Here is a 24,706-nt window from a genome sequence, read left to right on the forward strand (position 1 = left end):
TTTGACTAAATTTCCACAGACTTGTTTGGAAAATTTATGTTAGAATAGAATTTCAGATTTTTTTTAAGATCAATGACAATAAGTTTAAAATCTCAATTAACCGAGCATTTACAACAAATCATTAGAGAACGTGACCCCTATCTGGCTTCAGAGGGTCATTTTTATGTGCGTGAATATATTCGTCAGCAACTCCAACAATGGGGAACTGTGATCACCGATGAGTTTGAACTTAGGGGAAAAACCCATCAAAATCTGATCCTAAATTTACCTGGTATTTCCAAATCAAAAAATTCTATTATTTTAATTGGTGCCCATTATGATGCTGTACCTGGGTGTCCTGGGGCCGATGATAATGGTACGGGAGTTGCGGCTTTATTGGAATTAGCAAAGGCGATCGCAGAACACCCCCTAAAATATCCGGTTCAATGTGTAGCTTTTGATTTAGAGGAATTTGGTTTTCTGGGGAGTCAACATTATGCTGAATCCTTAAAACAGCAAAACCAGTCTATTCGTCTGATGCTCTCCCTAGAAATGTTAGGCTATTGCAATCCTAATCCTAATTCCCAAAAATATCCCCCTGGATTAAAATATTTTTATCCGAATTATGGGGATTATATCGCCTTAATTGGGAACTTAAAAACTATTCCCGATTTAATTAGAATCAGTCGAGGAATTCGCCAAACCAAAACCCCTTGTGAATGGCTACCTGTTCCCAACCGAGGGATGATGGTTCCCGATACCAGACGCAGTGATCAGGTTCCTTTTTGGGATTTAGGATATTCAGCAATTATGGTGACAGATACGGCAAATTTAAGAAACCCTCACTATCATCAACCGACGGATACTTTAGAAACCCTAGATTTGGATTTTCTTGCCGGAGTTTGTCAAGGTTTATTAGCAGGTTTACGAAGGCTGTAATCCCGGGGGATTTACAGTAAGATGACCCAACTGAACCTGTGGCATTAGAAGACTGGGAATGCTTAAAATGATTATCCTTGATACTCATTATGAAGATTCTCTGGAGTAATCGCTTCAACCAACTCCTCTAGGGAATATCGCCGACGAGTTATCGGCTCGATCGTCAGCTTACAAAGCCAGGGTGGGAGCGTGAAAGCCCACTGGCTTCAGCCGTGGGATGAAACGCGACGCAGGCACTTTTAAGTGCCGTCATCTACCAATTAATTTGTACCCAGTTATTAGATATTTATGTTATCATATTTTCCATGATCAAAGTAACTCGGACGATTAAATTAAAATTCGCAAAACTCAACCTTTGTAAAGCTCAAATGTTTGAGCAAATGACGGAAGAAAACACGCAGATTGCTAATAAGCTGTTGTCATTGCCAATTAAAGAACGGCGAAAAATGACAACAGCTAAAATCATGTCCGAGTTAAAATCTGCTCTGGTCAATCAAGTTATTCGACATACCACATCCCCAACGGGTCGTAAAACCAAGCAATATAAAGTTCTTCCTGTAGAAGTTAACAATCAAAATTGGAAATTAACTCAAAAAGGGAGTACCTATTCAATTAGCTTCCCGACCCTCAAAGGTGAAAAAAGAATCCCCATTGAAGTAGCATCTCCTCATTGGCAACCCGTTTTAGATGGATTGTTAGAGGAAACAATTCAAGGGGGTTCTTTTAAATTGATTAAACACAGAAATAAGTGGTATGCCTATCTGTCGATAACAGAGGATGTTCCAGAAGTTGAGACAGAGAAAACATTAGGATGTGACCGAGGGCAGAATAATTTAGCGGTAGTTGCACCAAAAGAAGGTTTCGGCAAGTTCTTTAATGGTCAAAGTGTTAAGCATCGAAGACGTTATTTTCAACAAAGAAGGCAACAACTTCAAGAAGCTAAAAAGTTTCGAGCTTTAAAGAAATGGAACAAAAAAGAGCAACGATGGATGGAAGCTATTAACCATACAGTCAGTCGCCGAATTGTTCGTTTTGCCCAATACCATAACGCCGATATTGTTATAGAGGATTTGGAAGGATGTCGTAAAACCATGAAACAGAGCCAGAAATCTCGTTCTGATTCTGGTCAATCTCGACACACTTGGTCTTATTATTCTTTGGAGCAAAAACTTAATTATAAGTTAGCTCTTAAAGGATTGAAGTTAATCAAAAGACCTGCACCATACACCTCTAAATCTTGCTCAACTTGCGGTGTTATTGGCAAAAGAAATCGGCACGATTTTAATTGCCCTAATGGTCACTACCACAATTCTGATTTGAATGCTGCACGAAATCTGTCTCAATGGGATGGTTTCGCTTGTGATTTAAACCTAAAGAGAGATGCTTCTGTAATGGATTCATCCGGTTTAAATTATGGGGTGTTTGGCGCACCCCCGAACTCGGTGAAAAACAATCAAAAAGAGTATATTCAACTGTCTTTATTTGATTGGGCTAGATACGAGAATCCCACCCCTTTAGCGTAGCGTAGGGGTGGGAGTGTCAACATCTATCAATACAAACTGCACTTGGGAACCTTCAGCTAAGTTAATCTCTTTAGCTAAATGCTGTGGAATCCGAACAGCAAGACTGTTTCCCCACTTTGCGATCGTCCCAACCATAGCCTAATCCTCCAGCTAATGATATTACTCTGAGAAATTCACCATTTTTTATGATGTATATACAGAGTGTCTACAGTATAGCAACTAAGTAAAAGGTTGACAAGGAGCAATATTTTGTTATCTCTTAGTCCACGCAGGCGGACTTTGTTTATGTAGCTGCGGTTTCAACCGCCGAAGCTTTGTTGGTATTTTCCTAAAATCTTAGCATTGTAAGTACGAAAGAGCCGAAAATGTAATGTATAATTTAGGGGAGTTAATCGGAGGTTGTCATGCTGAATATAGAATTAGACAAGGAAACGGAAGCTTATTTAGTAGAAATTTTGGGAAGGGAGAAAACTACCAGCGATGAATTGATTAAACGCTTAGTTAAAGATCGCTGGCTGAGTTTACAACCGCGTCAAACAATTGTAGAAAGACTGGGGGGACATCCTGAACATCTGTTAGAAGATGCGCCACCTGATTTATCAGAACGCGCAACTCGGAAAAAAGCGATCCAAGCTTATTTGGAGAAAAGACATCCTCAATATCATCCGCAATGACTTATCATCCCGTAATTATTGTAGATAGTGGAGTTCTTGTAGCTTACTACAGTGTAAAAGATAGCTATCATCAACAGGCGCGAGTTTTTTTTGAGAGATGTACAAGTAACCTAGTAACTACCACTGCTTGTGTTACCGAAGTGATGTGGCTTTTAAGTCCTAATTGGCGAATACAGAATAAGTTTTTACAGGGAGTTGCCAGGGGAGTTTTTGAATCTATCCCATTGCTTCCTGAAGATTTTTCGCGGATTACTGAACTAAATGAACAGTATGCAGATTTACCGGGAGATTTTGCTGATTTGTCTCTGGTTGCTATTTCCGAACGGCTGAATATTCCGGCTATTGCTACTTTGGATAGTGATTTTGGTGTTTATCGACGTTATCGAAAACAGGCTTTTGAGCGGGTGTTTAGACCTGAAGACTAAAGCTATTTGTATCTATGGTAAAATTCTGCGTTAAACCTTGATTTATGGCATCACTTGAATAGTCGCATTTTACAATATTCTTAATATTCCCTTCATCTCTTAGTCCCTCTCTGCTAAGACTTCCTTTGTGTAGCTGCGGTTTCAACCCCCGAAGCATCAAGGAGATAAATCACAGCCTCTTTTGTGAGTCAGATTAAATGATTTTGAAATTCAGGGAAAGTGATCTGTAGTGAGGATATAATCAAGCATTATGAATTTGAAGGTGATTCCCAATGGATGATAGTCGCACTCAAACTTACCGAAATCTGATTCGTATGCTGTTGGCTTATCCCACCCAGGTAAATGAAATTTTAAACGCCAAGATGATTTGCTGTTAGCAACACGGCACGCCAGCCTAAGTCTTTTCGGGTGGAGAATATTTTGTTCTCTTCTTCGGACAATTATGGTACAAGCAGGCGTTAGTGAAACAGAAATGCGATCGAAAGCCTAACAGCCTAATAGAGTATTTACAGTATAGAAACTAAGAAAAATATTGACACTTTGCAAGATTTTGTTATCTCTTAGTCCCTCTCTGCTAGGACTTTATTTGTGTAGTTTGAACTCAAAAAAAGAGACTGAGTGGAAGTTTGCAGAAATCAGGGCTGATACTTTGAAGGTTACACATAATGGAAATAGCTATGAACAAGGATGCAGTAAATAAAACTTCACAAACCTATTTAGCTTTTTGGTTAGAAATTTTACAAGCAATTTTAGAAGGTAATGATACTTCCCAAGGATTTTACCCAATATTAACAGCAAATCAAGACAAACTAAATGAGGAGTTTAGGATCTTATGGCGAGACTGGACAACAGCAATTATAGACACAGAAGATTATCCAGCACCTTTAATAATTACTGATATTATTAGCAATTTTAGTAGCTTAATCAAAGAGTTCCCTTTAGGCAACCTAGCCCAGAACATAGAAATTTCTATTACAGGTCTTGAGATGACGCTAAAAGTTTATAGCCGTGAGGTATTTCCTTTAAACTGGGCAAGCACTCAGAATAATTTGGGCAATGCTTATAGGGATAGAATTTTGGGCGATGAAACAGAAAATATCAAACAAGCATTAGCATTTTATCAAAATGCCTTAGAAGTTTTCACCCGTGAAGAGTTTCCTGAAGATTGGGCAAGAACTAAAAATAATCTGGCAATGGCTTACGCTAAAAGAATTAGAGGGAAAAAAGCATATAATCAAGAGTTGGCGCTTGCCAATTATCAAGATGCCTTAGAAGTTTATAGCCGTGAGGCATTTCCCCGACAATGGGCAATGATTCAAAATAACTTAGTAGATATCTCCCTAAAAATATCAGAAAATAATGCGTATAATGAGGAAATAGCAATTAAATATTGTCAATCTGCCTTACAGGTTTTTACCCGTGAAGAGTTTCCCCTAGATTGGGCAAAGAGCCAACATAACCTAGCAGCCACTTATCTCTTTATAAGTAAGGGTGAAAGACTAGATTACTTAGAACTAGCACTCACTCATAGCCAAGAGGCTTTACAAGTTCACATCCGTGAAAAAAATCCTTATGAATGGGCATTTACTCAACGTATTTTAGGACTCATTTACAAAGAAAAGGGTGAAATTAAATCGGCTACTGAATGTTGGCAATTGTCTCTGGAAATTTTCATTCCTGCATTGTTACCAGTAGAATGTTTTGGATCGGGTCTTTTGTTAGGTGACACTGCTTTTATTACTGAAAACTGGACAGTAGCCATACAAGGTTATGAAAAAGCAATAGCAGCAGTCGAACAAAGTCGGGAATGGGCAACCAACGAAGCAGCCCGTCAAGAAATCCAATTGAACGCCATAGATGTCTATATCAATATGGTGCAAGCCTGCATCAATGACGGACAAATTGAAAAAGCCCTCGAAACCGTCGAACGCAGCAAATCCCGCAACTTAGTCGAACTACTAGCAAATTCCGAACTTGAACCCAAAGGCGCTGATGATTCACTCAAACAGAAATTACGCACCCTAAGAAGCACCATTTCATCAATACGGCAATTACTAGCCCAAGCCGATAATAACAGCACATTTAATCGCGACAGTTTCCAGGGATTTCGTAGCAGCGAAACATCCAGCCTCACCCGCGAGTATATCGCCCAACAGCGCGAACTCCTGCAAGAATATCAGCGCCAACTCGATGCAGTTTTCGCCCAGTGTCAGGAACTAGATCCCGCCTTCACCCTCACTCAAGAAGTCAAATCTATTACCGTTGCCGAAATCCGCGATTTGATTGACTCCCACACCGCTATTTTAGAGTGGTATATTGGCACAGATAGTTTCCAAATATTCATCGTCACCCAGTCAAATTTGGAAGTTGTGCAGTTTGAAAAAGCCGAATTAGAAAAGCTGGAAGCGTGGAATCAACAGTATCTCGAAGCCTTATTTAACGACACCGAAACCTGGCAAGATAATCTTTCCGAGTCGCTGAATAGTCTTTCCCAGATATTGCGCTTTGATGAAATTCTCCATCATCCCGCCCTAGCCAATTGTGACTCCCTGATTCTAGTTCCCCACCGCTATTTGCATCTATTCCCCCTTCATGCCTTATCTGTTAGCCAACAAACTTGGAAGCGATTTAACCCAGAAACTCCCCATCTGGAACCCCCCGCTAACCCTTGTCTGCTAGATTGCTTCAAAAAAGGCGTGCGATACGCCCCCAGTTGTCAACTCCTGCAACGGGTACAACAGCGAGAACGCCCACCCGCCGCTACCCGCACCCTGTTCGCCATCCAAAATCCTACCGAAGACCTTGACTACACAGATATAGAAGTAGAAACCATCAAACGTGACTTTTCACCCGCCGACATTTTAAGCAAACAACAAGCCACCAAAACCGCCCTCCTTGATAACCTAGAAACCATCGCCCAAGCGCACTACGTCCACTTTTCCTGTCACGGTTCCTTTGATTTCCAGACACCCCTAATTTCATCCCTAATCTTAGCAGGAGCGATAGAATCAACGGACTCACCCACCCCCACCGGGCAAAAATCTCTCCGATTGCGTTCCGGGGGACAAGCCAACCCCGCCAAATGCCTAACTCTGCAAGACATTTTTGCTACACTAAACTTACCTAAATGTCGCCTCGTCACCCTCTCCGCTTGCGAAACCGGGTTGACAGACACAACCAAGCAGAGTGATGACTGTATTGGCTTGGCTACAGGCTTTTTGTATGCTGGTAGTCAGGGGGTACTCTCCAGTTTGTGGTCAGTCAATGACTTAGCGACGGCGTTTTTAATGATTAAATTCTATGAAAATCTGGCAACCGATGATATGGCAGTAGCCCTCAATACTGCCCAAATTTGGCTGCGGGATGCTACCCAATCTAAATTGCTAGAATGGATTGGTAAATTAAAATTAGATTTAGAGTCAACTCAACATATCAAGGGTTTCCTTGAAAGTTACGATTCTGACGAAACACCATTTGAAAGCCCGGTTTTCTGGGCTGCATTTTGCGCTATAGGAAAGTAAAAATTATGACTACAAATCCTCTCTTATTAGCTTTCCCAAACTTTGTAAAAATGGAAAACATTGAAACAGACTGTTTAAGAGAATTGGATCGAGCCTTAGAATCCGTCAGCAGCGAACCTTCACAAAATATAGAGGAAACTCTGAATGAATGGTTACGCAACCACAAAGATATCAGAGAACAGCTTAGAAAGTTTGCACCAAGTAACAAAGAAGTTACTAAAGTTAAAGCTCAACCCAAAACAGGTGTCGGTAACGTATTTCAAGAATTAAGCGAAGCAGTGAAACAAAAACTCAAAAAGATCGAAAAGGGGAAATAACTTTTATGTCTCCTCCTAAAATCTATGCGCCGAATGTTCATTTGTTTGCCTATCAGTTGCGAAAAGAATCTGACCCTCAAAAAGATAATCTCAAAGAACTATTTAAGAAAGGCGAAAACATCTTAAAAGAATTCGGGATTAATCAAAAAATTCATATCCAAGACAAACCCGGATATCGAGTTGAACTTTCTGCTCAACAAACCGAAGACGATGCCTCCATTTTATTTGAAAAATGGTCAGATTCTCCAATCACAGGCATTGCTTATCCTGTCCGAGTTCACGACACTTTTGCCTTAGCATTAAATGTCCGCCGTCCCGAAAAAAACGAACAGGGAATTAAAACTGCTGACGTAGATATCGACTTTTTTAAACGCTTGCATCCTAGCGAATGCTGGATGCCAAGCAAAGTTAACGCTTCTCTAGGTCAAACATTATTGTTAACTCTTTGGTACACTCCAGAGAAAACTTGGCAATTTTGGAACTCAAGAGAAGACCAAAAAAAGCTGCAATCTTTGGCGGATAAATGCTTGCGAGCTTTTATTCCTGACAAGTTAGAGACTCCTCCATTTTACCGATCGGGTGAACTATTTGGTAGTCCCATTTTTGAGTATGGAATTCCCGATGAATTAGAAAATTATTGTCACGTTTTAGTTTGGGTATTCGTCACTCCTGAAACCGACACAAAATTACAAGAAGAATATCCTAATTTAGTTGATATTTTTTGCTATCGTGCTAAAATTATCCAGGCATATAAATTAAGTCGATCTGTCTATAAAGTCCTCTCGCATAGCTATAAAGAAATAAAAGCAGAAATAGCTATTGTTGAAAGTTTACCCGATGATAAAACCTTAGATGCGACTAATTTAGAGGAATTAAAAAAGGCACTTAAGCGCATTCCTAGCCTTAATTTTAGTTACGTTGAGTTCATCAGAGACTTGGATAACTACCGCCTTCCTCTTAAAATCAATCTTCAAAATTATAAAAGAGAGATAAAGCTGTTACAAAAAAAATACCCACAAGAAGATTTAAGATTTCTGGAGAATTTCTCAGACGAAAATGCTCATATTTTTGAAGAGCAAATTCAAGCAGATTTGGACTATTTTGCAAAGGGATCGGATTTACTAGAAAAAGCCTTAGATGCTATCCGAGGAAGAGTGGAAATAGAGCAAGCAGAGAGCGATCGCAACCTCCAAAAAACCATCCAATCCGTAGGCTTTGGCATAGGTGCAGCAGGCGTAGTCGCAACTAGCGCCCCCTATTGGATCGACCAGAATCCAGAGAAAATAAACATTGACAAACCTTTTACCTCTACTTCTCTAAATACTTTCACAGCTGTTATCCTTTTTAGCTTCATAGCGGGGTTAGGTGCATGGGGTATCGCTTCTGGGTGGATGTACCGCAAAAGCTTCATAGCGGGAGTGAAAGGTAGGTTGTCAGGAGGAATTGGTAATAATAAAACTCAGGTTAGCTTACCCAGTTCTCCAGGTCAACCAATTAATACCATTTCCCAGGAACCGGAAGCGGCGACAAATACGACTGAAACGAAGCGCGAAGATTCTGCACGTCCGCATCAATGAAACTCTAATTTTGCCGTATTCTGTATAAATCTGAATCAAGACATTTGTTGATCCAACTTAAGTAAGGCTTGAATTCGAGCTTCCGTTGGTGGATGAGTTGAAAATAAACTAGCCATGGTTTGTCCTGAAAAACTATTCTTGACATCCGCCCCGGCGTGAACGCACGGGGATTCCATCTATTTAAGCAGATCAAAAATTGATAGCTGCTCAAATACTGGATGGGTTGACGCTTCGCGGGCTACAGCTACCGCCAAGGGTAGTCTTACGTCTGCCTCCACGTCCGTTTGAAGTCTCCGAAAGCCCTCCGGCGACTAAAATATTTACTGCGGCATTAACATCACGATCGTGAGATGTACCGCAATTTAAACAAGTCCACTCTCTAATATTTAACTCTTTTTTACCACCACGAAAACCACAGCAAGAGCAAGTTTGAGAAGTAGGAATCCATCTATCGATGACACGAAAATCCCGCCCGTACATAACTGACTTAGCTTCTAACATAGTTCTAAAACTACGCCAACCTAAATCGGAAATTGCACGGGATAGTTTTCGGTTTTTAATCATCCCTGACACATTTAAATCTTCCAAGACTATTGTTTGATTTTCACGAATAATCTGAGTTGAAAGTTTGTGTAAAAAATCGTTTCGGGTATCAGAAACTTTAGCGTGAAGTTTAGCTAATTTCTTTCTAGCAACTTCTCTTCTTTTACTCCCTTTCTGTTTCCTTGACAAATTACGCTGTAATTTCCTTAAACGCTTTAATTGTTTCTTCAAAGGTTTAGGTGATTTAACTTTTTCACCGTTGCTTAATGTAGCAAAATCAGTGATACCTAAATCAATTCCTACTGAATTTTGGTTTTCAGGTAATTGTTGAGGATTAAATTCAACGACAAAGCTGACAAAATACCTATCAGCACTATCTTTGATTAAGGTAGCACTAGAAGGAACTGCGGGTAATTCCCTACTCCAGATTACTTGAATATCACCTATTTTAGCCAGGTGAATGTAATTAGAGTTAGGATAGAGTTTAAACCCATTGTCGGTAAATCTAGCTGATTGCTTAGATTTACGTTTTTTAAACTTAGGGGGTTTAACTTTCTTGCCTTTTCTCTGTCCTTTACAGGATTTAAAAAAGTTAGAATAAGCCTGCTCCAAATCTCTCAAAGACTGTTGCAAGGGAACCGAGGAAACTTCTGTTAACCATTCTTTTTCCTCGGTTTTCTTGAGTTCTGTAAGTCTTTTAGAGAGTTCACCACTAGAAGGTTTTTTGTTACCCGCACGGTATTGTTCTTGGCAGTAAGCTAAGGCATCGTTAAAAACCACACGACAACAACCGAACAATTGAGACATTAGCCTCTTTTGTTGGTCTGTTGGGTAGATTCTATATTGATACCTTAACTTCATTGTTTTTGTTGTTTACGATCACTTCTTTAGTATACTCTAAAATAGAATAAAAAGCCGTCGTGGAACGACGGGGTTTTAAACCCAAAATTTCTGATAATTAATAGAGCTTCAAAAGCGGGATTTCCTTCAATGGGAATTTGTCTGGCCGTAGCATCTAACCGTTGTAACGCTCTGGCTAAAGCTTTAGGATTTCCGGTTAATTTAGCCGCCCGCGCATCGGCGGAAAATTCGCGAGTTCGAGAAATAGCTAATTGAATCACAGTAGCAGCCATAGGAGCTAGAATTATTGTTAATAATAATCCTATGGGATTTCCCCCTTGATTCCGATTCCGTGAACCTCCAAACCACATCGAATAACTGGCAAATTGAGCGAGTCCAGAAATAGCTCCCGCGATGGTTGCAGCTATCGCTTGGGTGAGGGTATCTCGATTTTGAACATGGCTTAATTCATGGGCAATGACGCCTTCTAATTCATCTTCGGGTAACAGATTCATAATTCCTTCGGTGACAGCAACAGCAGCGTTTTTGGGATTTCGACCTGTGGCGAAGGCATTGGCCGCCGGAGTCGGGACGATATAAACTCCGGGTACGGGTAAATTGGCGCGATCGCATAATCGTTGTACCATCGCATATAATCCTGGGGCCTGTTCGGGGGTAACGGGTTGGGCATTATAGGCTTTGAGGGCAATTTGATCGGAAAAATACCAGCTTCCTAAATTGGTTATCGCGGCTAATACGATACCCACCAATAGACCGCCAGTTCCGCCAATCACCCAATAGCTAATCATAACTAAAAGGGCACTTAATAATCCTAGTAAAGCAACGGTTTTAAATAGATTCATGGCAATTTTTCTCCGGTGTAACTGTTGGTTTTGAGTTCTATTATAGTCCTAAATGTGTTAAGGATAGGGGGAATATCACCCAAAATAATAGGTTTTACGGAATTCTTGAGAATCGAGTTGTTATACTAAACAAGAATAATTTCATCAGAAACCTGAAAACATCATGCGAGAAATGTTAGCAAATACACTGGAGATATTTGACCGACACAGTGGTTGGATTATTTGGAATCTGTTCCTGGCATTTATTCCTTGGGCTTTGAGTTTTTGGTTATTTCGCAGAAAAGTGATGACTCGAAATTGGGGTTGGTGGATGATCTATATTATTTTTATTGCTTTCTTACCCAATGCTCCCTATCTACTCACAGATATTATTCATTTAATTCGGATTATTCAGGCTGGGTATTCGGTTTGGGTAATTACCTTAATTTTTATTCCACTCCATGTTTTTGCAATTATGGCGGGTTTACAATTCTATGTTTTATCGTTAATTAATCAAGGGCATTATTTAAAAAGGCAAGGGGTGAAACAATATATTTTTGCTGCGGAAATCATGACTCATCTTTTATGTGCGATTGGGGTTTATTTGGGAAGATTTAGACGGTTTAATAGTTGGGATTTGGTGACTCAACCCGATGTGGTTTTCTTGCAAACTTTAGATGATTTAACCGATAAAAAACCTTTGTTTGTGGTAATTATTACCTTTTTATTCATTACAATATCCTATACATTAATGAAGCAAGTTACCCTGGGATTAATTCTTCAGTTAAAACGAATTTATTCAGGATTAGATGAATTAGACTCGGATGAATTTCCCCAAAGGTAAATCGGAATTAAGTATCAAATCGACAAATATATTTAGGATTAATCGGACATTCAGTTGATGTTAGAGGATTATTTTGAACAAACAAAAAACGAATTTTATTCAAGGATTTTAATGGTGTAATATCAACCACTTGATTATTATTGAGATTGATTTCACTGACAACCTTTAAATTTTGAAGTGGTGAAACATCAGAAATTTGATTATAGCTGAGATTAATTCGGATTAATTTAGTTAAGGATTTTAAGGGACTAATATCCGTAATTTTGTTATAACTTAAATCCAATTCTTCTAAATTAGTCAAACTTTGTAAGGGAGTCAGATCAGAAATATGATTATTTCTTAATTTCAAGACAGTGATCTGGGTTAATCCTTGTAATGGACTTAAATCCGAGAGGAGAAATGTACTTAAATCTAGCATTTTTTGTTCCGCCATCATTTGATTGGCGCGATCGCAATTTGAAGTTCCCACTTTCTGCAATAAAACATCAAGGGTTCTTTTTGCCTCTGGTGACAATTGCTGACGATTCAAACACCAATCTTGAAAGGTTTTAAAGGTCTGGGAATTCGCCTCTGATTGGGCTAAACTTGCCTGGGGTAAACCCAAAACCATTAACATTAATAAAAATTTCCCGACTTTCTGTGGAATTGTCCTTTTTGTCAAGGGTTTGTTCATCCTGATAAATCCTCGGTGAATAATTGTGGTAGAATAGTACAAGTTACTTTTTAACTCTAGTATTGACGACACGATAGCTCTTTGTTCCTCAACTTCTAAACTAATGAGTATTCGGGGTATTGACGTTTCAGATTACCAGCCTATAGTAGATTGGCAAGCCGTTGCCCGTTCTGGGATTTCCTTTGCTGTGATTAAATCAACAGAAGGAGAAAGCTTTGTTTGTAAAGTTTTCCCCAGCTATTGGGAACAAACAAAAGCCAACGGTTTAATTCGGGGTGCTTATCATTTTTTTAAGCCTGATAGTGATCCGATTAAACAAGCCTATCATTTTCTGAAAATTGTTAAACTTCAAGATGGAGATCTGCCTCCGGTCTTGGATATTGAAACCATGGGAACCGTAGATGCCAAAACCCTCTGTGATCGAGCCGCACAGTGGATTGATGTGATTGAAAAGGAAACGGGTTTTCGTCCGATTATTTATACTTATCCTGGGTTTTGGCAAAAACTTAATACTACTCGTTTTTCCGATTATCCTCTGTGGATTGCCCATTATACCACGGCCGAACAACCAATTATTCCTGGCGGTTGGAAAACCTGGGTATTTTGGCAATTTACAGATCAGGGCCAAGTTGATGGAATTAGTGGGGGTGTGGATGTTAATTTATTTGAAAGTATTCGCAGAGGGGATAAGGGAACAAAAGTTGAAAAGATTCAAAACCTGCTAAAAAATCAAGGTCATGATCCAGGAATTATTGATGGGAGTTTTGGCAATGGTACGGAAACTGCTTTAATCAAATTTCAACAAAAAAAACAGTTACAAGCGGATGGAGTCGCGGGGTTAAAAACCTGGACGGCGTTGATGGGGCCCTCCGATTCTTTTGTTCTACCTGTGGGAAGTGTCGAACCTACGCCTGTACCTACACCTGTACCTACGTCTGTACCAACGCCTGTACCAACGCCTGTACCTACACCTGTACCTACGCCTGTACCTACACCTGTACCTACACCTGTACCCACACCAGAACCCGCGCCTATTCCCAGTATTGAACTGATTGATATTTGTAAAGTTTATAAAGGAACTCCCAATCAGGATCAAGTGCTAACATGGTTCGAGCCACAAATTCCCCAGACTATATTATTAGAATTTTCTAAACTCTGGAGAAACCAAACAAAGGTTCCAACTGTTTCTGTAAAGTTCATTAATGTTTGCAAATATTATCGAGGTTTGCCTAATCAAGATCAAGCCTTGCGTTGGTTACAAGAGAAAATTTCACCTACCCTCTTAAGTGAATTAGCTCAAAAATGGAATCAACAAACTTTACCACCACCTAGTATTAAATTAGAGGATGTCTGTAAATACTATAAGGGTTTACCCGGCCAGGTAAAGGCATTAGAATGGTTACAAAGTCAAATTCCTCCGGCTACCTTAGATGAATTTGTCAGACAGTGGAGAAAACCCTAAATCAGTCATCAGTTAAGTAGTTGCACAAAATAAATTACCTAGTTGAGAGAGGGAACACCGGAACAGCCCCCCCAAACCCCCCGTGCACGGGGGGCTAGGGGGGGAGGGCCAGGGTAGAGGATGTGTAATTAATTTTGTTTAGGTACTTATCAGTTATCAGTTATTAAAAACCATTGCCCACCTTAAAAACTCCCTAGATTCCCAAGAGCGATCGCACTTCAATCTCCCCTTAAACTTAATATAATTAAGCAAGCTATCTTATTACAAAAACTGGGTTGTTGTATAGCAACCGCCAAGGCCCCATTCTTTACTCAGAGTCAAAAGCCCGACGTAACGCCTCAATATCCGCCCCACAAATAGCGTGAAGATGGCGAGTAATTTTCTGAATATCCCAATCCCACCATCGGATATTTAATAGGTCTTCAATCATAGAATCTTCAAACCGTTTACGAATTTCTTGGGCGGGATTTCCCCCCACAATCCTATAGGAAGGAACATCACGGGTAACAACCGATTGAGCCCCAATAATCGCCCCATCTCTAATATTAATACCGGGCATAATTGTAGCCCCATATCCGATCCAAACATCATTACCAATCACCGTATTTCTTTTAAACGGCCAAGAATCAGGCATGGCAGATTCCCAACCATTTCCAAATACAGGAAAAGGATAATTTGTCAACCAATCTGTGCGATGATTGCCGCCATTCATGATAAATTTAACATCGGAAGCAATGGAACAAAATTTACCAATAATTAATTGATCTCCGATAAAGTCAAAATGGTATAAAACATTCTTTTCAAAGTTTTCTGGGTTCTCGAAATCATCATAATAAGTATAATCCCCGACAATAATATTCGGATTTTTAATGATTGTTTTCAGATAGACTAATCGAGTTTGTTCGGGGATGGGATAACGGGTTTGAGGAGAGGGGCCGTAATTCATGATCTTTTGAGGAAATAGTGTTAGCATTTTGATCATTACTCAATCCTATCATTTCAATTCCAGTTAAGCAATTACCCTGACAATGACATCAACTCAATCTATAACTTCTCTCCCTTTGCCCCCTGGTAAGTTGGGTTTTGCGATCATTGGTGAAACCATTAGTTTTTTGCGAGATCCTGATTTTGCTGACAAGCGACAAAAACAATATGGATCAATTTTTAAAACCCATCTTTTTGGTCGTCCCACTGTGATTATGATGGGTGCAGAAGCCAATCGGTTTTTATTTGCAAATGAGAATAAATATTTTATTGTGGCTTGGCCCCTAAGTACCCGAATATTATTAGGACAGGGATCATTATCAATGCAATTGGGAGATATTCATAAGTCTCGCCGTAAAATTTTATCCCAAGCATTTCAGCCTAGAGCTTTAGCCGGATATGCTACGACTATGGAAGATTTCACCCATCGTTATTTGCATAAATGGGAACAAAAATCAACCTTAATTTGGTATCCTGAATTACGGAAATATACCTTTGATATTGCCTGTAAATTATTAATTGGAAAACAGCAAGCTACCGATACCAATTTAGAAGTATTATTTGAAGATTGGTGTAATGGACTATTTACTATTCCCCTGCGTTTACCCGGAACAAAATTTAATCGGGGTTGGCAATGTCGTCAGTTATTATTAACAGAAATAGAAACCCTAATTCGTCAACGTCAGCAACAACCCCAGTCTGGGGAAGATGCCCTGGGATTATTATTACAAGCCCAGGATGAAGACGGAAATCAACTCGGTATTGAAGAACTCAAAGATCAGATTTTAACCCTATTATTTGCCGGACATGAAACCTTAACTTCTGCGATCGCATCCTTCTGTTTAGAAGTCGGTCAGCGTCCTGATATTATAGCAAAAATTAGAGCCGAACAACAACAATTTGATCCCACTCAACCGATTACCTTTGAAGATTTAAAATCCATGACCTATTTAGAACAGGTGATGAAAGAAGTATTGCGGTTTGTGCCTCCGGTTGGGGGTGGGTTTCGAGAAGTAATTCAAGATTGTGAATATAACGGTTATTTTATCCCCAAAGACTGGTCTATTTTATATCAAATTGCCAAAACCCATCAGGATGAAACGGTTTATTTTCAACCGCAAGAATTCGATCCTGAGCGGTTTAGTGAAACCCGCAATGAAGATAAACCTAAACCCTTTAGTTGGGTTCCCTTTGGTGGCGGAATGCGCGAATGTATTGGCAAAGAATTTGCTAAATTAGAGATCAAATTATTTGCGGCATTATTAGTCAGAAATTATGATTGGCAACTGTTACCAAATCAATCTTTAGACTTAATTACAATTCCCACTCCCCGTCCCCGGGATGGTTTAAAAGTGCAGTTGAGACGTTTAAACGATTAATCGGCTATCCATGATCCCCCCTAACTATATATGTAGGGCTAATTCATGAATTACCCCTACATATATAGCAATCCGCACCGAGGTTGTAATAATTTACAACTGATATGAAACAGCCAGAAGTATTATTTCTATTCCCTATTCCCTATTCCCTATGGTATATCTTTCGTATTAATTCATAAAAACCTTATGGATTTATAAAAACGCTACTACAATGAAAATATGAAATTTATTAGTAGAGTTGTTAAGTCTGCTCAGATTAATAAATATCAGATTCAGCAAATTCAACAAGGAGCCGATATGAGTTTAAAAAATAGAGAAAAAGCCACCGCCAAAAATGTCGCAGGCAAGGTTCAAGAAGCCGTAGGCAACGTGACTGGAGACCCCAAAGATCAGGCTGAAGGCAAGGAAAAACAGGCAGAAGCAAAGGTTATGCACACCGTTGAAGATGTGAAAGATGAAGTCAAAGCCAAACTGGACTAAAAGCCTTTTTGAGCCTTAAATTTTACCATTTTTGACCCGTAAAATCGGTTTCAAATAATGGTAAAAATGATAAAATCTGAATACCTAAAATAGTGTGAAATTTCTGTTTATCGACTTTTACCAGAGAGTCTTGATAATTTGCCCCAGTTTAGAATCAATATTTTTTGGTATATCTGCCAATGAATAAAAAACTCAGTTAGTTTAAAGCAATCAAAATTTTTAGGGATATTAACATGATTTTGTTTAGCAAAGTTCGTAAATTTTTGCTGTCTATTGGCATGGTTGTTTTCATCTCCAGTGCTATCATCTTTAGTTTGGCATCGGGAGAAAGTTGGGCTGCAACTTTGTCAACCCAAGGCATCAACCCAGCACAGACTCAAATTGCTATCATGAATCAAACGAAAGAGATGATCAATAATGTTAAGGATCAAGCCCAAGAAGCGATTGCTAACATCACAGATGATCTGAAAACCGATGTTGTTCAAAACGATCAGCAATTTGATGCTAATACCCAACAGGGGATTAGAACTCTTGCAAAATAATTTTATGGTATTATGGTGAGTTTTGCTCAATTTCATAAAATCCCAGAGACTAACCATTCTTCACAAACTTTTGCTAAAAACTCCATAAAATGGTAAAAATTGAAAGTGAATTAAGACAATAACTCTGCGATGAACACTCAATTTTATCTAAATTTGAAACCTCCTGAATTTAAACGGAGATTTGGTGTCAAGATTCAAACCTTTCAAGCAATGGTTAATGCCATAGAGCAGTTCAGGTTAGAACATCCTAAAGATAGGAGAGGACGTCACACCTGCCTGACTCTCCAAGAGCAAGTTTTAGTAGCCTTGGAGTATTGGCGAGAATACAGAACATATTTTCATATTGGGACAAATTGGGGAGTATCAGAATCAACTATTTGCCGAATTGTTGCTAATATTGAATCAACTTTAATGAAAAACAGAAAAAATGTTACTCAGGAAAGAAAAAACATCACACGCTCAAAATTCAGTTAGTAATTGATCAAGAAACTAAACAGATTATTTGTACAGATTTTGGACAAGGACATTGCCACGATTTCAGCTTATTCAAAAAAAGCAAAATTCATTTTCACCCCCAAACTGATAGTTTACAAGATAGTGGCTATCAAGGGATTAAGGATTATCACTTGAATAGCTATGTACCCAAAAAGAAACCCAAAAATGGCAATCTTTCGGTCTTAGAAAAAGACTATAATCAAGCTTTGGCTCATCAACGAATTGTGATTGAACACGTTAATCGGAGCCTCAAAATTTTCAGGATCTTATCGAGTCGTTATCGAAATCGTCGTCGCCGTTATGGTCTTCGTTGTAATTTGTTGTCAGCCATTTATAATTATGAGTTGACACTCTTAGTCTGAAAGTGAAAATTTTTTATTATAGCATAGATTTTTTTTGCAAGAGGTCTAATAAGCTCACCTACTACAATATGTTTAGGACGAAAAGTCCGATTAACTTCACTAAAGAAGCCAGTCAGATAAATATTATCATCAAAGGTTGTTGCTATGGCAACAGCTATCGCAACCTTAATTGTTTCAATTAACCAATCCATCACTATCCCTCACTCAAAATCTGTCTGATCACCGAAACTATAGAATAATTGCACAAGTCCTAATAATATATAAAGAGCGTTAAAAAGTCTAACACCCTGGCTACATTCTCGTATTTCCAATTCATCTAACAATGTCCATTATTTATATTTATCAAAGGAGTTATTATGATTAGCTATTTACGCGATATTTTGCCCAAATACAAAGACCAAAATCTTCTAAAACCATTCCGATCAATTCCTCGTAGATTGGTTATATCCAAGTTTGTAGTCCAGTTTGGCATCGGTCTTGCCTCAAGTTTGGTCTTGAGTCTAGCCTTTAATAGTAATGTTGTTGCTACTCCTGAATCTGGCCATGTACTCTCCCCTCTAATCAGTCAGGTCAATCAGGCTAACCCACCCAAAAACTCAAGCATTCGGTTATTAGAAACGGTGGGATTGTTTGTCGGGGGGATCGTATTTTGTATCGCTTTGGATCGTTGGTTTTCTGACCGCTCGGCGCAATTGGGTAACACACCCTTAGCCCAACAAGCGCGACGACTCAAACAACTCAAAATCGGGTATCCAGAGGGAATGACCAATTTTGAAGTTCTTCGCAGTCAAGCCTTACTGGAAGAACGTTTGCGACCCTTTGGGCTAATTGTGACTTGGACAAGCTTTTTATCGGCATCGGCTCTGATTGAGGCTCTGAGTAACGGGACAATTGATTTTTGCGGGGGGGGTGGTACGGCCAGTATTTTCTCCCAGGCGGCGGATCATGTCTTTGTGCGGGTGGCTAAGGAAAAATATACCGCCCCCAAAGGTCAAGCGATTCTAGTCCCAGAGGATTCGCCAATTCAGACTATTGCTGACCTCAAGGGTAAGAAGATTGCCTTTGATAAAGGCTCTAGCGCCCACTATATATTGATCAAAGCATTGCGGAAAGTCGGACTCGATTTTAGCGATATTGACCCGATTTATCTGACCCAGCCCCAGGCATTATCCCTATTCCGACAGGGTGAAGTGGATGCTTGGGTGGTTTGGGTTCCCTACACACTCACTCAAGCCCGAAGTTCCTATCCAGGGCGTTCCATTGCCGACCTAGGAAGTATTTTTGGGGATAGGGCTTCTTTGGAGGTTCCCACCTATTACTATGCGATTCCAGAGTTAGTCCGAGACTATCCTGACCTATTAAAAGTGATTTTAGAGGAGGTCAATGAGGCGGGAGCCTGGGCTAAAAAACAGGAATTAGAAGCGACTCAACGTTTGCTAGATCAACACGAAATCGATCCATTTATCCTAGAAACTTTACAGAAACGGAGTGCTGAACGGGCGATTATCCCGATTGATGAACAATCCCTTGATGCCCTACAGCATCAGGCTAATTTGTTTCGGGATCTTGATCTGATTCCTGAGCGGGTGAATGTGAAGGATGGAACCTATAGTTTGCAGACTAAGCAAAACTGGACTTATTAATCCGACGTTGTTGGGCTTTAGCCCCTCCTCTCCTAAGAGTGCTGAAGCACAACAACGGGGAATCAAGCCGACCTTTTCGTTGTTGGGCTTTAGCCCCTCCTAAGAGCGCTGAAGCGCAACAACGGGGGCAAGAATAAACTTAAATTGGGGTAGCCGATAAATTTAAAAGATAATGGGTGCTTCCGTCCCTGGGGGAGACTCGCAAAAAGTAGGTTCCGCCGGGTAATTTATCTAACTTAATGGATTCTGGGGTGAGGCCTAAATTAGCGGAACTAGCAACAATTTCATTACTTTGAACCGCTCGATTGTTATTCAGATCATAAATCAAGTCTAAGTCTAAATTGGCTTTCATTTGATTCATGATTATACTAACTTTACTATTAAAATTAGGAATAATAAACTCATAAATATCAACGGGGTTAGCCGCGTCAATTAAGCCTACAATGGTTTTTTGTCCTAATAATATATCTATATTAATAGCTTGGGTCAGGTCATCTTTAAAAGCCGGAGCAATCCCTAATCTTGATTCTTTTAATCCTTGTCGCCAAAAATGTTCAAAAAATGTATTATACTGCCCGGATTTAATCTCAGATAAGACATCGGGATATCGAGTTTGATAAAAGTTAGTATCAAAACCAATACTGGGATTGCGTCCTTCATATTGTCCATGGAGAAAAAAATGTTCAAACGGGTTAATTTCTGCTTTAAGAAAACCCGCTTTTACATCGGGATATCGTTCTAAATAATAAATTGGATCAAATAAGGGATTAGGAGAACGCGGTTGAAATTGACCAAAATCAATAAAATGTTCCGCAGGTGTAATAAATCCTTCCTTTATTTGAGTTAAAAGTTCAGGATCTCCTTGCTGATAATATTGACTATCAAATAAAGGATTAGGTTCATAACCCAAAAATTGACCCTCCTGAACAAAATGATCAAAAGCGTTCCGAAATTCTCGCCTTTCAATCGCCGGAGCCACATCAGGATATTGAGCCAAATAGAATTTTTCATCAAATAGCGTTTCTAAAGTTAACATCAGCTTAAAATCTCCCTATATATTGACTTAATTATACAAAATCCACCATTACCCATTACCTATCATGAATTTAAGAGGATTAAGCAGATTAACACAGATTAAAATCTGTGAAATCCGTGAAATCCTCTTAAATCAGTGATCCCCATTCCCTAATTATCCAATAATTCCGATTAAATTAGCAATAGTAAACAGTAATTCATGGGGTTCTACGGGTTTAGCTAAATGGGCGTGAAACCCGGCGGAGAATGCGGCTTGACGGTCTTCATCTTGGGCATAAGCTGTAAGTGCTAAAGCGGGTATTTGCCCTCCTGCTTCTGGGGGTAATAAACGAATTTGACGGATTAGTGAATAACCGTCTCCCCCCGACAGTCCAATATCACTGACTAAAATATGAAATGGAGATATAGCACTATTGGCTTTGAAGATATTAATGGCTTCTTCTGCACTCCCAACGGTCACCACTTCTGACCCACAATTTTCTAAAATATGAGCAACTAAATCCCGAGCATCCACTTCATCATCAACCACTAAAATTTTAACTCCTTTGATTTTTAAACAACTTTCAAACATCAAATCATCATCACCGAAACCCTCTTGAAGATACTGATAATCTTTTAACATATCCGATGTCATCATGGGTAATTTTACGGTAAATACTGTCCCCTTTCCTAACCCTGGACTATCTACAGTAACACTTCCTCCATGAATTTCAACTAAATGGTGGACAATGGTTAATCCTAATCCTAATCCGCCCTGTTTCCGAGTCATTGAACCATCGGATTGACGAGATCTTTCAAACACAAAGGGTAAAAAGTCTTTACTAATTCCTTGTCCGGTATCACTAACTTGAATTTCTGCATAATCTCTGACTTCATAATTGCTATTATTTCCCAAGGAATTTTGATTCTGAGACTTATGTAGTCTCACCTGAATTTCTCCTCCTTCTGAGCTAAATTTTATTGCATTGGTTAATAGATTCCACATCACCTGTTGTAAACGGTTACTATCCCCTAAAACCATCCCAATATTAGGCTCAAAGGAAATATTAATTTTAATATCTTTCGCCTCAGTTATTGAGTGTACCGTTTCAATTGCTGCTTCAATTACCGGAATTAAAGCAGTCGGATTCGGGCTAAAATTCAGTTTTCCACTAATAATTCGAGAAACATCTAATAAATCCTCAATCAGTTGCGCTAAAGCCCGTGTATTACGATTAATTGTTTCCGTCGCCCGATTAAATGTTTCCTTATCTAAATCTCGTGATATCAACATTTGTGTCCATCCCAAAATAGCATTCAGAGGAGTCCGTAATTCATGGGAAAGGGTAGCTAAAAATTCATCTTTGAGGCGGTTGGCTTCTGTTAATTCATCAGCCCGGGTACGCAGTTCAGCTTCTAATTGTTTACGATTAGTAATATCCCGCATGGCTGTCACCTGAACTTGACGTCCTTTATAAATTTGAGACTTACCAATGATTTCTACATCAAAAATTGTGCCATCTTTTCTTAATCCAAAGACTTCTAATGGGGCTTCTAAGTTGTTTTTAATATTTTGTAAAATTAAATCCCGACTTTCGGGGGTGACAAAATCCAGAAAAGAAGTTCCCATCATTTCTCCTAAAGGGTAATCCAACATAATAGATGCCCCTTGGTTAGCATCAAGAATGATGCCATTTTCATGAATAATAATACCATCAAATGTAGTTTCAATTAGGGTTCTAAACCGAGCTTCACTTTCTTGTAATTCTTCTTCTGCGTGTTTACGTTCGGTGATATCTTCATAGATAAATACGACTTCTCGAATTTTACCCACCTCATCCCGCACTGGATAAATATAAGCCTCAACCCAGCGTTGAGCATATCCATAATTCGATAATCCTGGGAAGCTTTGATGAGGATCATATAAAATTGGAGGAATCGCCACGGTTTCCCCGGCTAAACCCTTTTGAATATAGGGAATTATCCGTTTTTGAATTAGTTGTTGATCTTCTAACAAATTGTAGTCTTTAATCATTTCTCCTTTGATTCCCCATAGCTCCTCCCAGGCTCGATTTACACGCCTAACCGAACCATCTAATGATAGGATTAAAATACTCAGGGGAGATTGTTCAACCATTGTCCGATATTGAACTTCTGAGCGACGTAATAAGGTTTCGGCTCGATGACTTTCTGTGCGGTCAATGGCTACACCCCCAACCAATGGATCTTCCTGATCAACCCAAATTGGAAATTGATAGATTAAAAATTCTCCAATTTTGCCGTCTCGTCGAGGTAGAGATTCAATAACTTCTAAAACTAGGTTTTGCGAAGCCACAATCGAAATATAATTCAGGAATTTGGAGGCTAAATCTGGGGTAAATATATCAAATATAGTGGTTTCTAAAGATTCTGGAGAAACATTAAAGGTTCGGGTATAACTTTTACTTAAATATAACATTTTACCTTGATGATCACAAATCCAAGCTACGGTAGGGTTGTAATCCATAAACGCCTGAAATCGGGCTTCACTATCTCGCAGGGCTTTTTCTGATTTCGTCAGTTCCGTTGCAATTTTTTCCGCAATATATCGAGCTTTAATTTGCGATCGCATTAATCCAAATAAGATAATACCAACAAAACTTCCCGCCAAAGCAATATAGGGAGCAATCAAACGTTGGGAATTAAAATCAAGTTTAGGACGGGAAGTATAGATAATCGTCCAAGTTTGTCCAGCAATTGAGAGCATTTTTCGCCCCTCAAATTGAGGCTTAAACCCTAATAAACGACTAGAGTTAGAATCGTATATGAGAGAGGAGGGAGTAATTGCTAAACCATCATAAATTTTAAAATCTATAAAAACATTTGGATAATTCCCAAATAGCCCTTGCATCAAGTCATCCATCCGAAAGGGACTATAGATAAATCCTAGTAATTTCTCCCGTTTTTCTGTTACCGTTGGCGGAGTATAATTACCTCGATAAATGGGGAAATAAATTAAAAATCCCGCTTGTTTTTTGGCATCAATTTCTTGTCGGAGTTTGACTCGACCCGACGCCACCGGAATTCCCCCATCCCGGGCGTGTTCCATGGCGCGACGGCGCACGGGTTCGGTAAACATATCAAACCCAATGGCGGCTTTATTACGTTCATCTAGGGGTTCTAGGTAGATAATGGCATGATATTCGGATCGAGGGTAATCGGGATTGATAGCGAAGTTAGGGATACCCTCAGCTTTCATCCGAGCTATTAATTGATCTTTTTCGGAGGGTTGAACCCGAATTGTAAACCCAATCCCTTGAATCCCTGGATATTCCCTCCGCAGTTTTAATTGTTCCATGTAGGTGCGGAATTCCTCTCGATCCACGGTATCATGGCTGGCAAATAACCCACTTCCGGCACGGAGTAAGGCAATATAGGTTTTAACCCGATCTCGAATTAGGTTTTCCGTCTGTTGGGCGGAGGCATTAAACTGTAACCGATCCTGGTTACGGGCTGTTGATTCTACATAATAAGTGGCGATCGCCGTCAGGATTAAAGTCCCCAACAGCACTAAGTAGGGAACAATCTGCCGATTCGGAGAGAGAAACTTATACAGCCATTTGCGCTTCATAGAGCTATCAGGGAAAGTCTGGGGATTAGAACTGCGGG

General features: G+C 39.5%; 21 protein-coding genes and 1 pseudogene. 14 read left to right on the forward strand and 8 right to left on the reverse strand.

Translation table 11 applies throughout. From position 1 onward, the window contains the following. Window positions 1-72 precede the first annotated feature (72 nt). Window positions 73-918 (forward strand): M28 family metallopeptidase, encoded by an 846-nt coding sequence (locus NMG86_RS11485; RefSeq protein ID WP_036842375.1) that lies wholly within the window; start codon window positions 73-75, stop codon window positions 916-918. 305 nt (window positions 919-1,223) lie between these two features. Then, window positions 1,224-2,441: an RNA-guided endonuclease TnpB family protein gene (locus NMG86_RS11490; protein ID WP_499074412.1), complete on the forward strand. Its 1,218-nt coding sequence runs from the start codon at window positions 1,224-1,226 to the stop codon at window positions 2,439-2,441. Here NMG86_RS11490 and NMG86_RS11495 read toward each other — a convergent pair. Beyond that, window positions 2,433-2,576 (reverse strand): AbrB/MazE/SpoVT family DNA-binding domain-containing protein, encoded by a 144-nt coding sequence (locus tag NMG86_RS11495; protein WP_087882177.1) that lies wholly within the window; start codon window positions 2,574-2,576, stop codon window positions 2,433-2,435. The two genes, NMG86_RS11490 and NMG86_RS11495, sit on opposite strands and share 9 nt — an antisense overlap. 269 nt (window positions 2,577-2,845) lie before the next feature. Here NMG86_RS11495 and NMG86_RS11500 point away from each other — a divergent pair, with 269 nt between their 5' ends. From NMG86_RS11500 to NMG86_RS11520, 5 genes are all read left to right on the forward strand, one after another. Further along, the gene (locus NMG86_RS11500; protein ID WP_026786842.1) at window positions 2,846-3,115 is read left to right on the forward strand and encodes a hypothetical protein; all 270 of its coding nucleotides are present in this window, start codon (window positions 2,846-2,848) and stop codon (window positions 3,113-3,115) included. Next, window positions 3,112-3,540 (forward strand): type II toxin-antitoxin system VapC family toxin, encoded by a 429-nt coding sequence (locus NMG86_RS11505; RefSeq protein ID WP_026786841.1) that lies wholly within the window; start codon window positions 3,112-3,114, stop codon window positions 3,538-3,540. The genes NMG86_RS11500 and NMG86_RS11505 overlap by 4 nt, the downstream gene beginning before the upstream one ends. Window positions 3,541-4,217: 677 nt before the next feature. Continuing rightward, on the forward strand, window positions 4,218-7,061 hold the full coding sequence (locus NMG86_RS11510) for a CHAT domain-containing protein (RefSeq protein ID WP_158442150.1): 2,844 nt from the start codon (window positions 4,218-4,220) through the stop codon (window positions 7,059-7,061). A gap of 5 nt (window positions 7,062-7,066) precedes the next feature. After that, complete coding sequence (locus NMG86_RS11515) at window positions 7,067-7,378, forward strand: hypothetical protein (RefSeq protein ID WP_026786839.1); 312 nt, start codon at window positions 7,067-7,069, stop codon at window positions 7,376-7,378. 5 nt (window positions 7,379-7,383) lie between these two features. Beyond that, the gene (locus NMG86_RS11520) at window positions 7,384-8,955 is read left to right on the forward strand and encodes a hypothetical protein (protein ID WP_026797670.1); all 1,572 of its coding nucleotides are present in this window, start codon (window positions 7,384-7,386) and stop codon (window positions 8,953-8,955) included. A gap of 35 nt (window positions 8,956-8,990) precedes the next feature. Here the strand turns inward: NMG86_RS11520 and NMG86_RS11525 are convergent, their stop codons facing one another. Genes NMG86_RS11525 through NMG86_RS11535 form a run of 3 tightly spaced genes read right to left on the reverse strand, consistent with a single transcriptional unit; the run spans window position 8,991 to window position 11,201 of the window. Further along, entirely contained in the window at window positions 8,991-9,131 is a 141-nt protein-coding gene (locus NMG86_RS11525) for a hypothetical protein (RefSeq protein WP_193372473.1), read from the reverse strand. A gap of 31 nt (window positions 9,132-9,162) precedes the next feature. Then, window positions 9,163-10,359 carry an RNA-guided endonuclease InsQ/TnpB family protein gene (locus NMG86_RS11530; RefSeq protein WP_337587932.1) on the reverse strand — a complete coding sequence of 399 codons (1,197 nt, stop codon included), beginning with the start codon at window positions 10,357-10,359 and terminating at the stop codon, window positions 9,163-9,165. Between the two features lie 26 nt (window positions 10,360-10,385). Further along, window positions 10,386-11,201, reverse strand: a complete 816-nt coding sequence (locus NMG86_RS11535; RefSeq protein ID WP_043938690.1) for a M48 family metalloprotease — start codon at window positions 11,199-11,201, stop codon at window positions 10,386-10,388. 163 nt (window positions 11,202-11,364) lie between these two features. Between NMG86_RS11535 and NMG86_RS11540 the strand changes: the two genes are divergently transcribed. Beyond that, window positions 11,365-12,024 carry a DUF1361 domain-containing protein gene (locus NMG86_RS11540; protein WP_026797671.1) on the forward strand — a complete coding sequence of 220 codons (660 nt, stop codon included), beginning with the start codon at window positions 11,365-11,367 and terminating at the stop codon, window positions 12,022-12,024. Window positions 12,025-12,031: 7 nt separating this feature from the next. Here NMG86_RS11540 and NMG86_RS11545 read toward each other — a convergent pair whose 3' ends face one another. Beyond that, complete coding sequence (locus NMG86_RS11545; RefSeq protein ID WP_042151777.1) at window positions 12,032-12,697, reverse strand: leucine-rich repeat domain-containing protein; 666 nt, start codon at window positions 12,695-12,697, stop codon at window positions 12,032-12,034. A 103-nt stretch (window positions 12,698-12,800) separates the two neighbouring features. Here NMG86_RS11545 and NMG86_RS11550 point away from each other — a divergent pair, with 103 nt between their 5' ends. Continuing rightward, the gene (locus NMG86_RS11550) at window positions 12,801-14,159 is read left to right on the forward strand and encodes a GH25 family lysozyme (protein ID WP_026797672.1); all 1,359 of its coding nucleotides are present in this window, start codon (window positions 12,801-12,803) and stop codon (window positions 14,157-14,159) included. Between the two features lie 307 nt (window positions 14,160-14,466). Here NMG86_RS11550 and NMG86_RS11555 read toward each other — a convergent pair whose 3' ends face one another. Then, window positions 14,467-15,105, reverse strand: coding sequence for a CatB-related O-acetyltransferase (locus tag NMG86_RS11555; protein WP_026797673.1), 639 nt, complete (start codon window positions 15,103-15,105; stop codon window positions 14,467-14,469). Window positions 15,106-15,187: 82 nt separating this feature from the next. On the opposite strand from NMG86_RS11555, the gene NMG86_RS11560 reads away from it, so the two are divergent. The 5 genes and pseudogenes from NMG86_RS11560 (at window position 15,188) to NMG86_RS11580 (ending at window position 20,044) form a co-directional block, all read left to right on the forward strand. After that, on the forward strand, window positions 15,188-16,522 hold the full coding sequence (locus NMG86_RS11560; protein ID WP_026797674.1) for a cytochrome P450: 1,335 nt from the start codon (window positions 15,188-15,190) through the stop codon (window positions 16,520-16,522). A 219-nt stretch (window positions 16,523-16,741) separates the two neighbouring features. Further along, window positions 16,742-17,002, forward strand: a complete 261-nt coding sequence (locus tag NMG86_RS11565) for a CsbD family protein (protein ID WP_406622101.1) — start codon at window positions 16,742-16,744, stop codon at window positions 17,000-17,002. A 233-nt stretch (window positions 17,003-17,235) separates the two neighbouring features. Then, entirely contained in the window at window positions 17,236-17,544 is a 309-nt protein-coding gene (locus NMG86_RS11570; protein WP_141296384.1) for a hypothetical protein, read from the forward strand. Between the two features lie 129 nt (window positions 17,545-17,673). Then, a pseudogene (locus NMG86_RS11575) lies at window positions 17,674-18,401 on the forward strand (transposase family protein). Window positions 18,402-18,757: 356 nt separating this feature from the next. Beyond that, a complete protein-coding gene (locus tag NMG86_RS11580; RefSeq protein WP_043938686.1) occupies window positions 18,758-20,044 on the forward strand; it encodes an aliphatic sulfonate ABC transporter substrate-binding protein in 1,287 nt (428 codons plus the stop codon). Window positions 20,045-20,183: 139 nt separating this feature from the next. On the opposite strand, the gene NMG86_RS11585 is transcribed toward NMG86_RS11580, so the two are convergent. Both NMG86_RS11585 and NMG86_RS11590 read right to left on the reverse strand, forming a co-directional pair. Then, complete coding sequence (locus tag NMG86_RS11585) at window positions 20,184-21,080, reverse strand: hypothetical protein (RefSeq protein ID WP_026797677.1); 897 nt, start codon at window positions 21,078-21,080, stop codon at window positions 20,184-20,186. Between the two features lie 153 nt (window positions 21,081-21,233). After that, the gene (locus NMG86_RS11590) at window positions 21,234-24,668 is read right to left on the reverse strand and encodes a hybrid sensor histidine kinase/response regulator (RefSeq protein WP_052338699.1); all 3,435 of its coding nucleotides are present in this window, start codon (window positions 24,666-24,668) and stop codon (window positions 21,234-21,236) included. Window positions 24,669-24,706: the final 38 nt, after the last annotated feature.

This window comes from Planktothrix rubescens CCAP 1459/22 (genome assembly GCA_904830895.1).
Taxonomy (GTDB): Bacteria; Cyanobacteriota; Cyanobacteriia; order Cyanobacteriales; family Microcoleaceae; genus Planktothrix; species Planktothrix agardhii.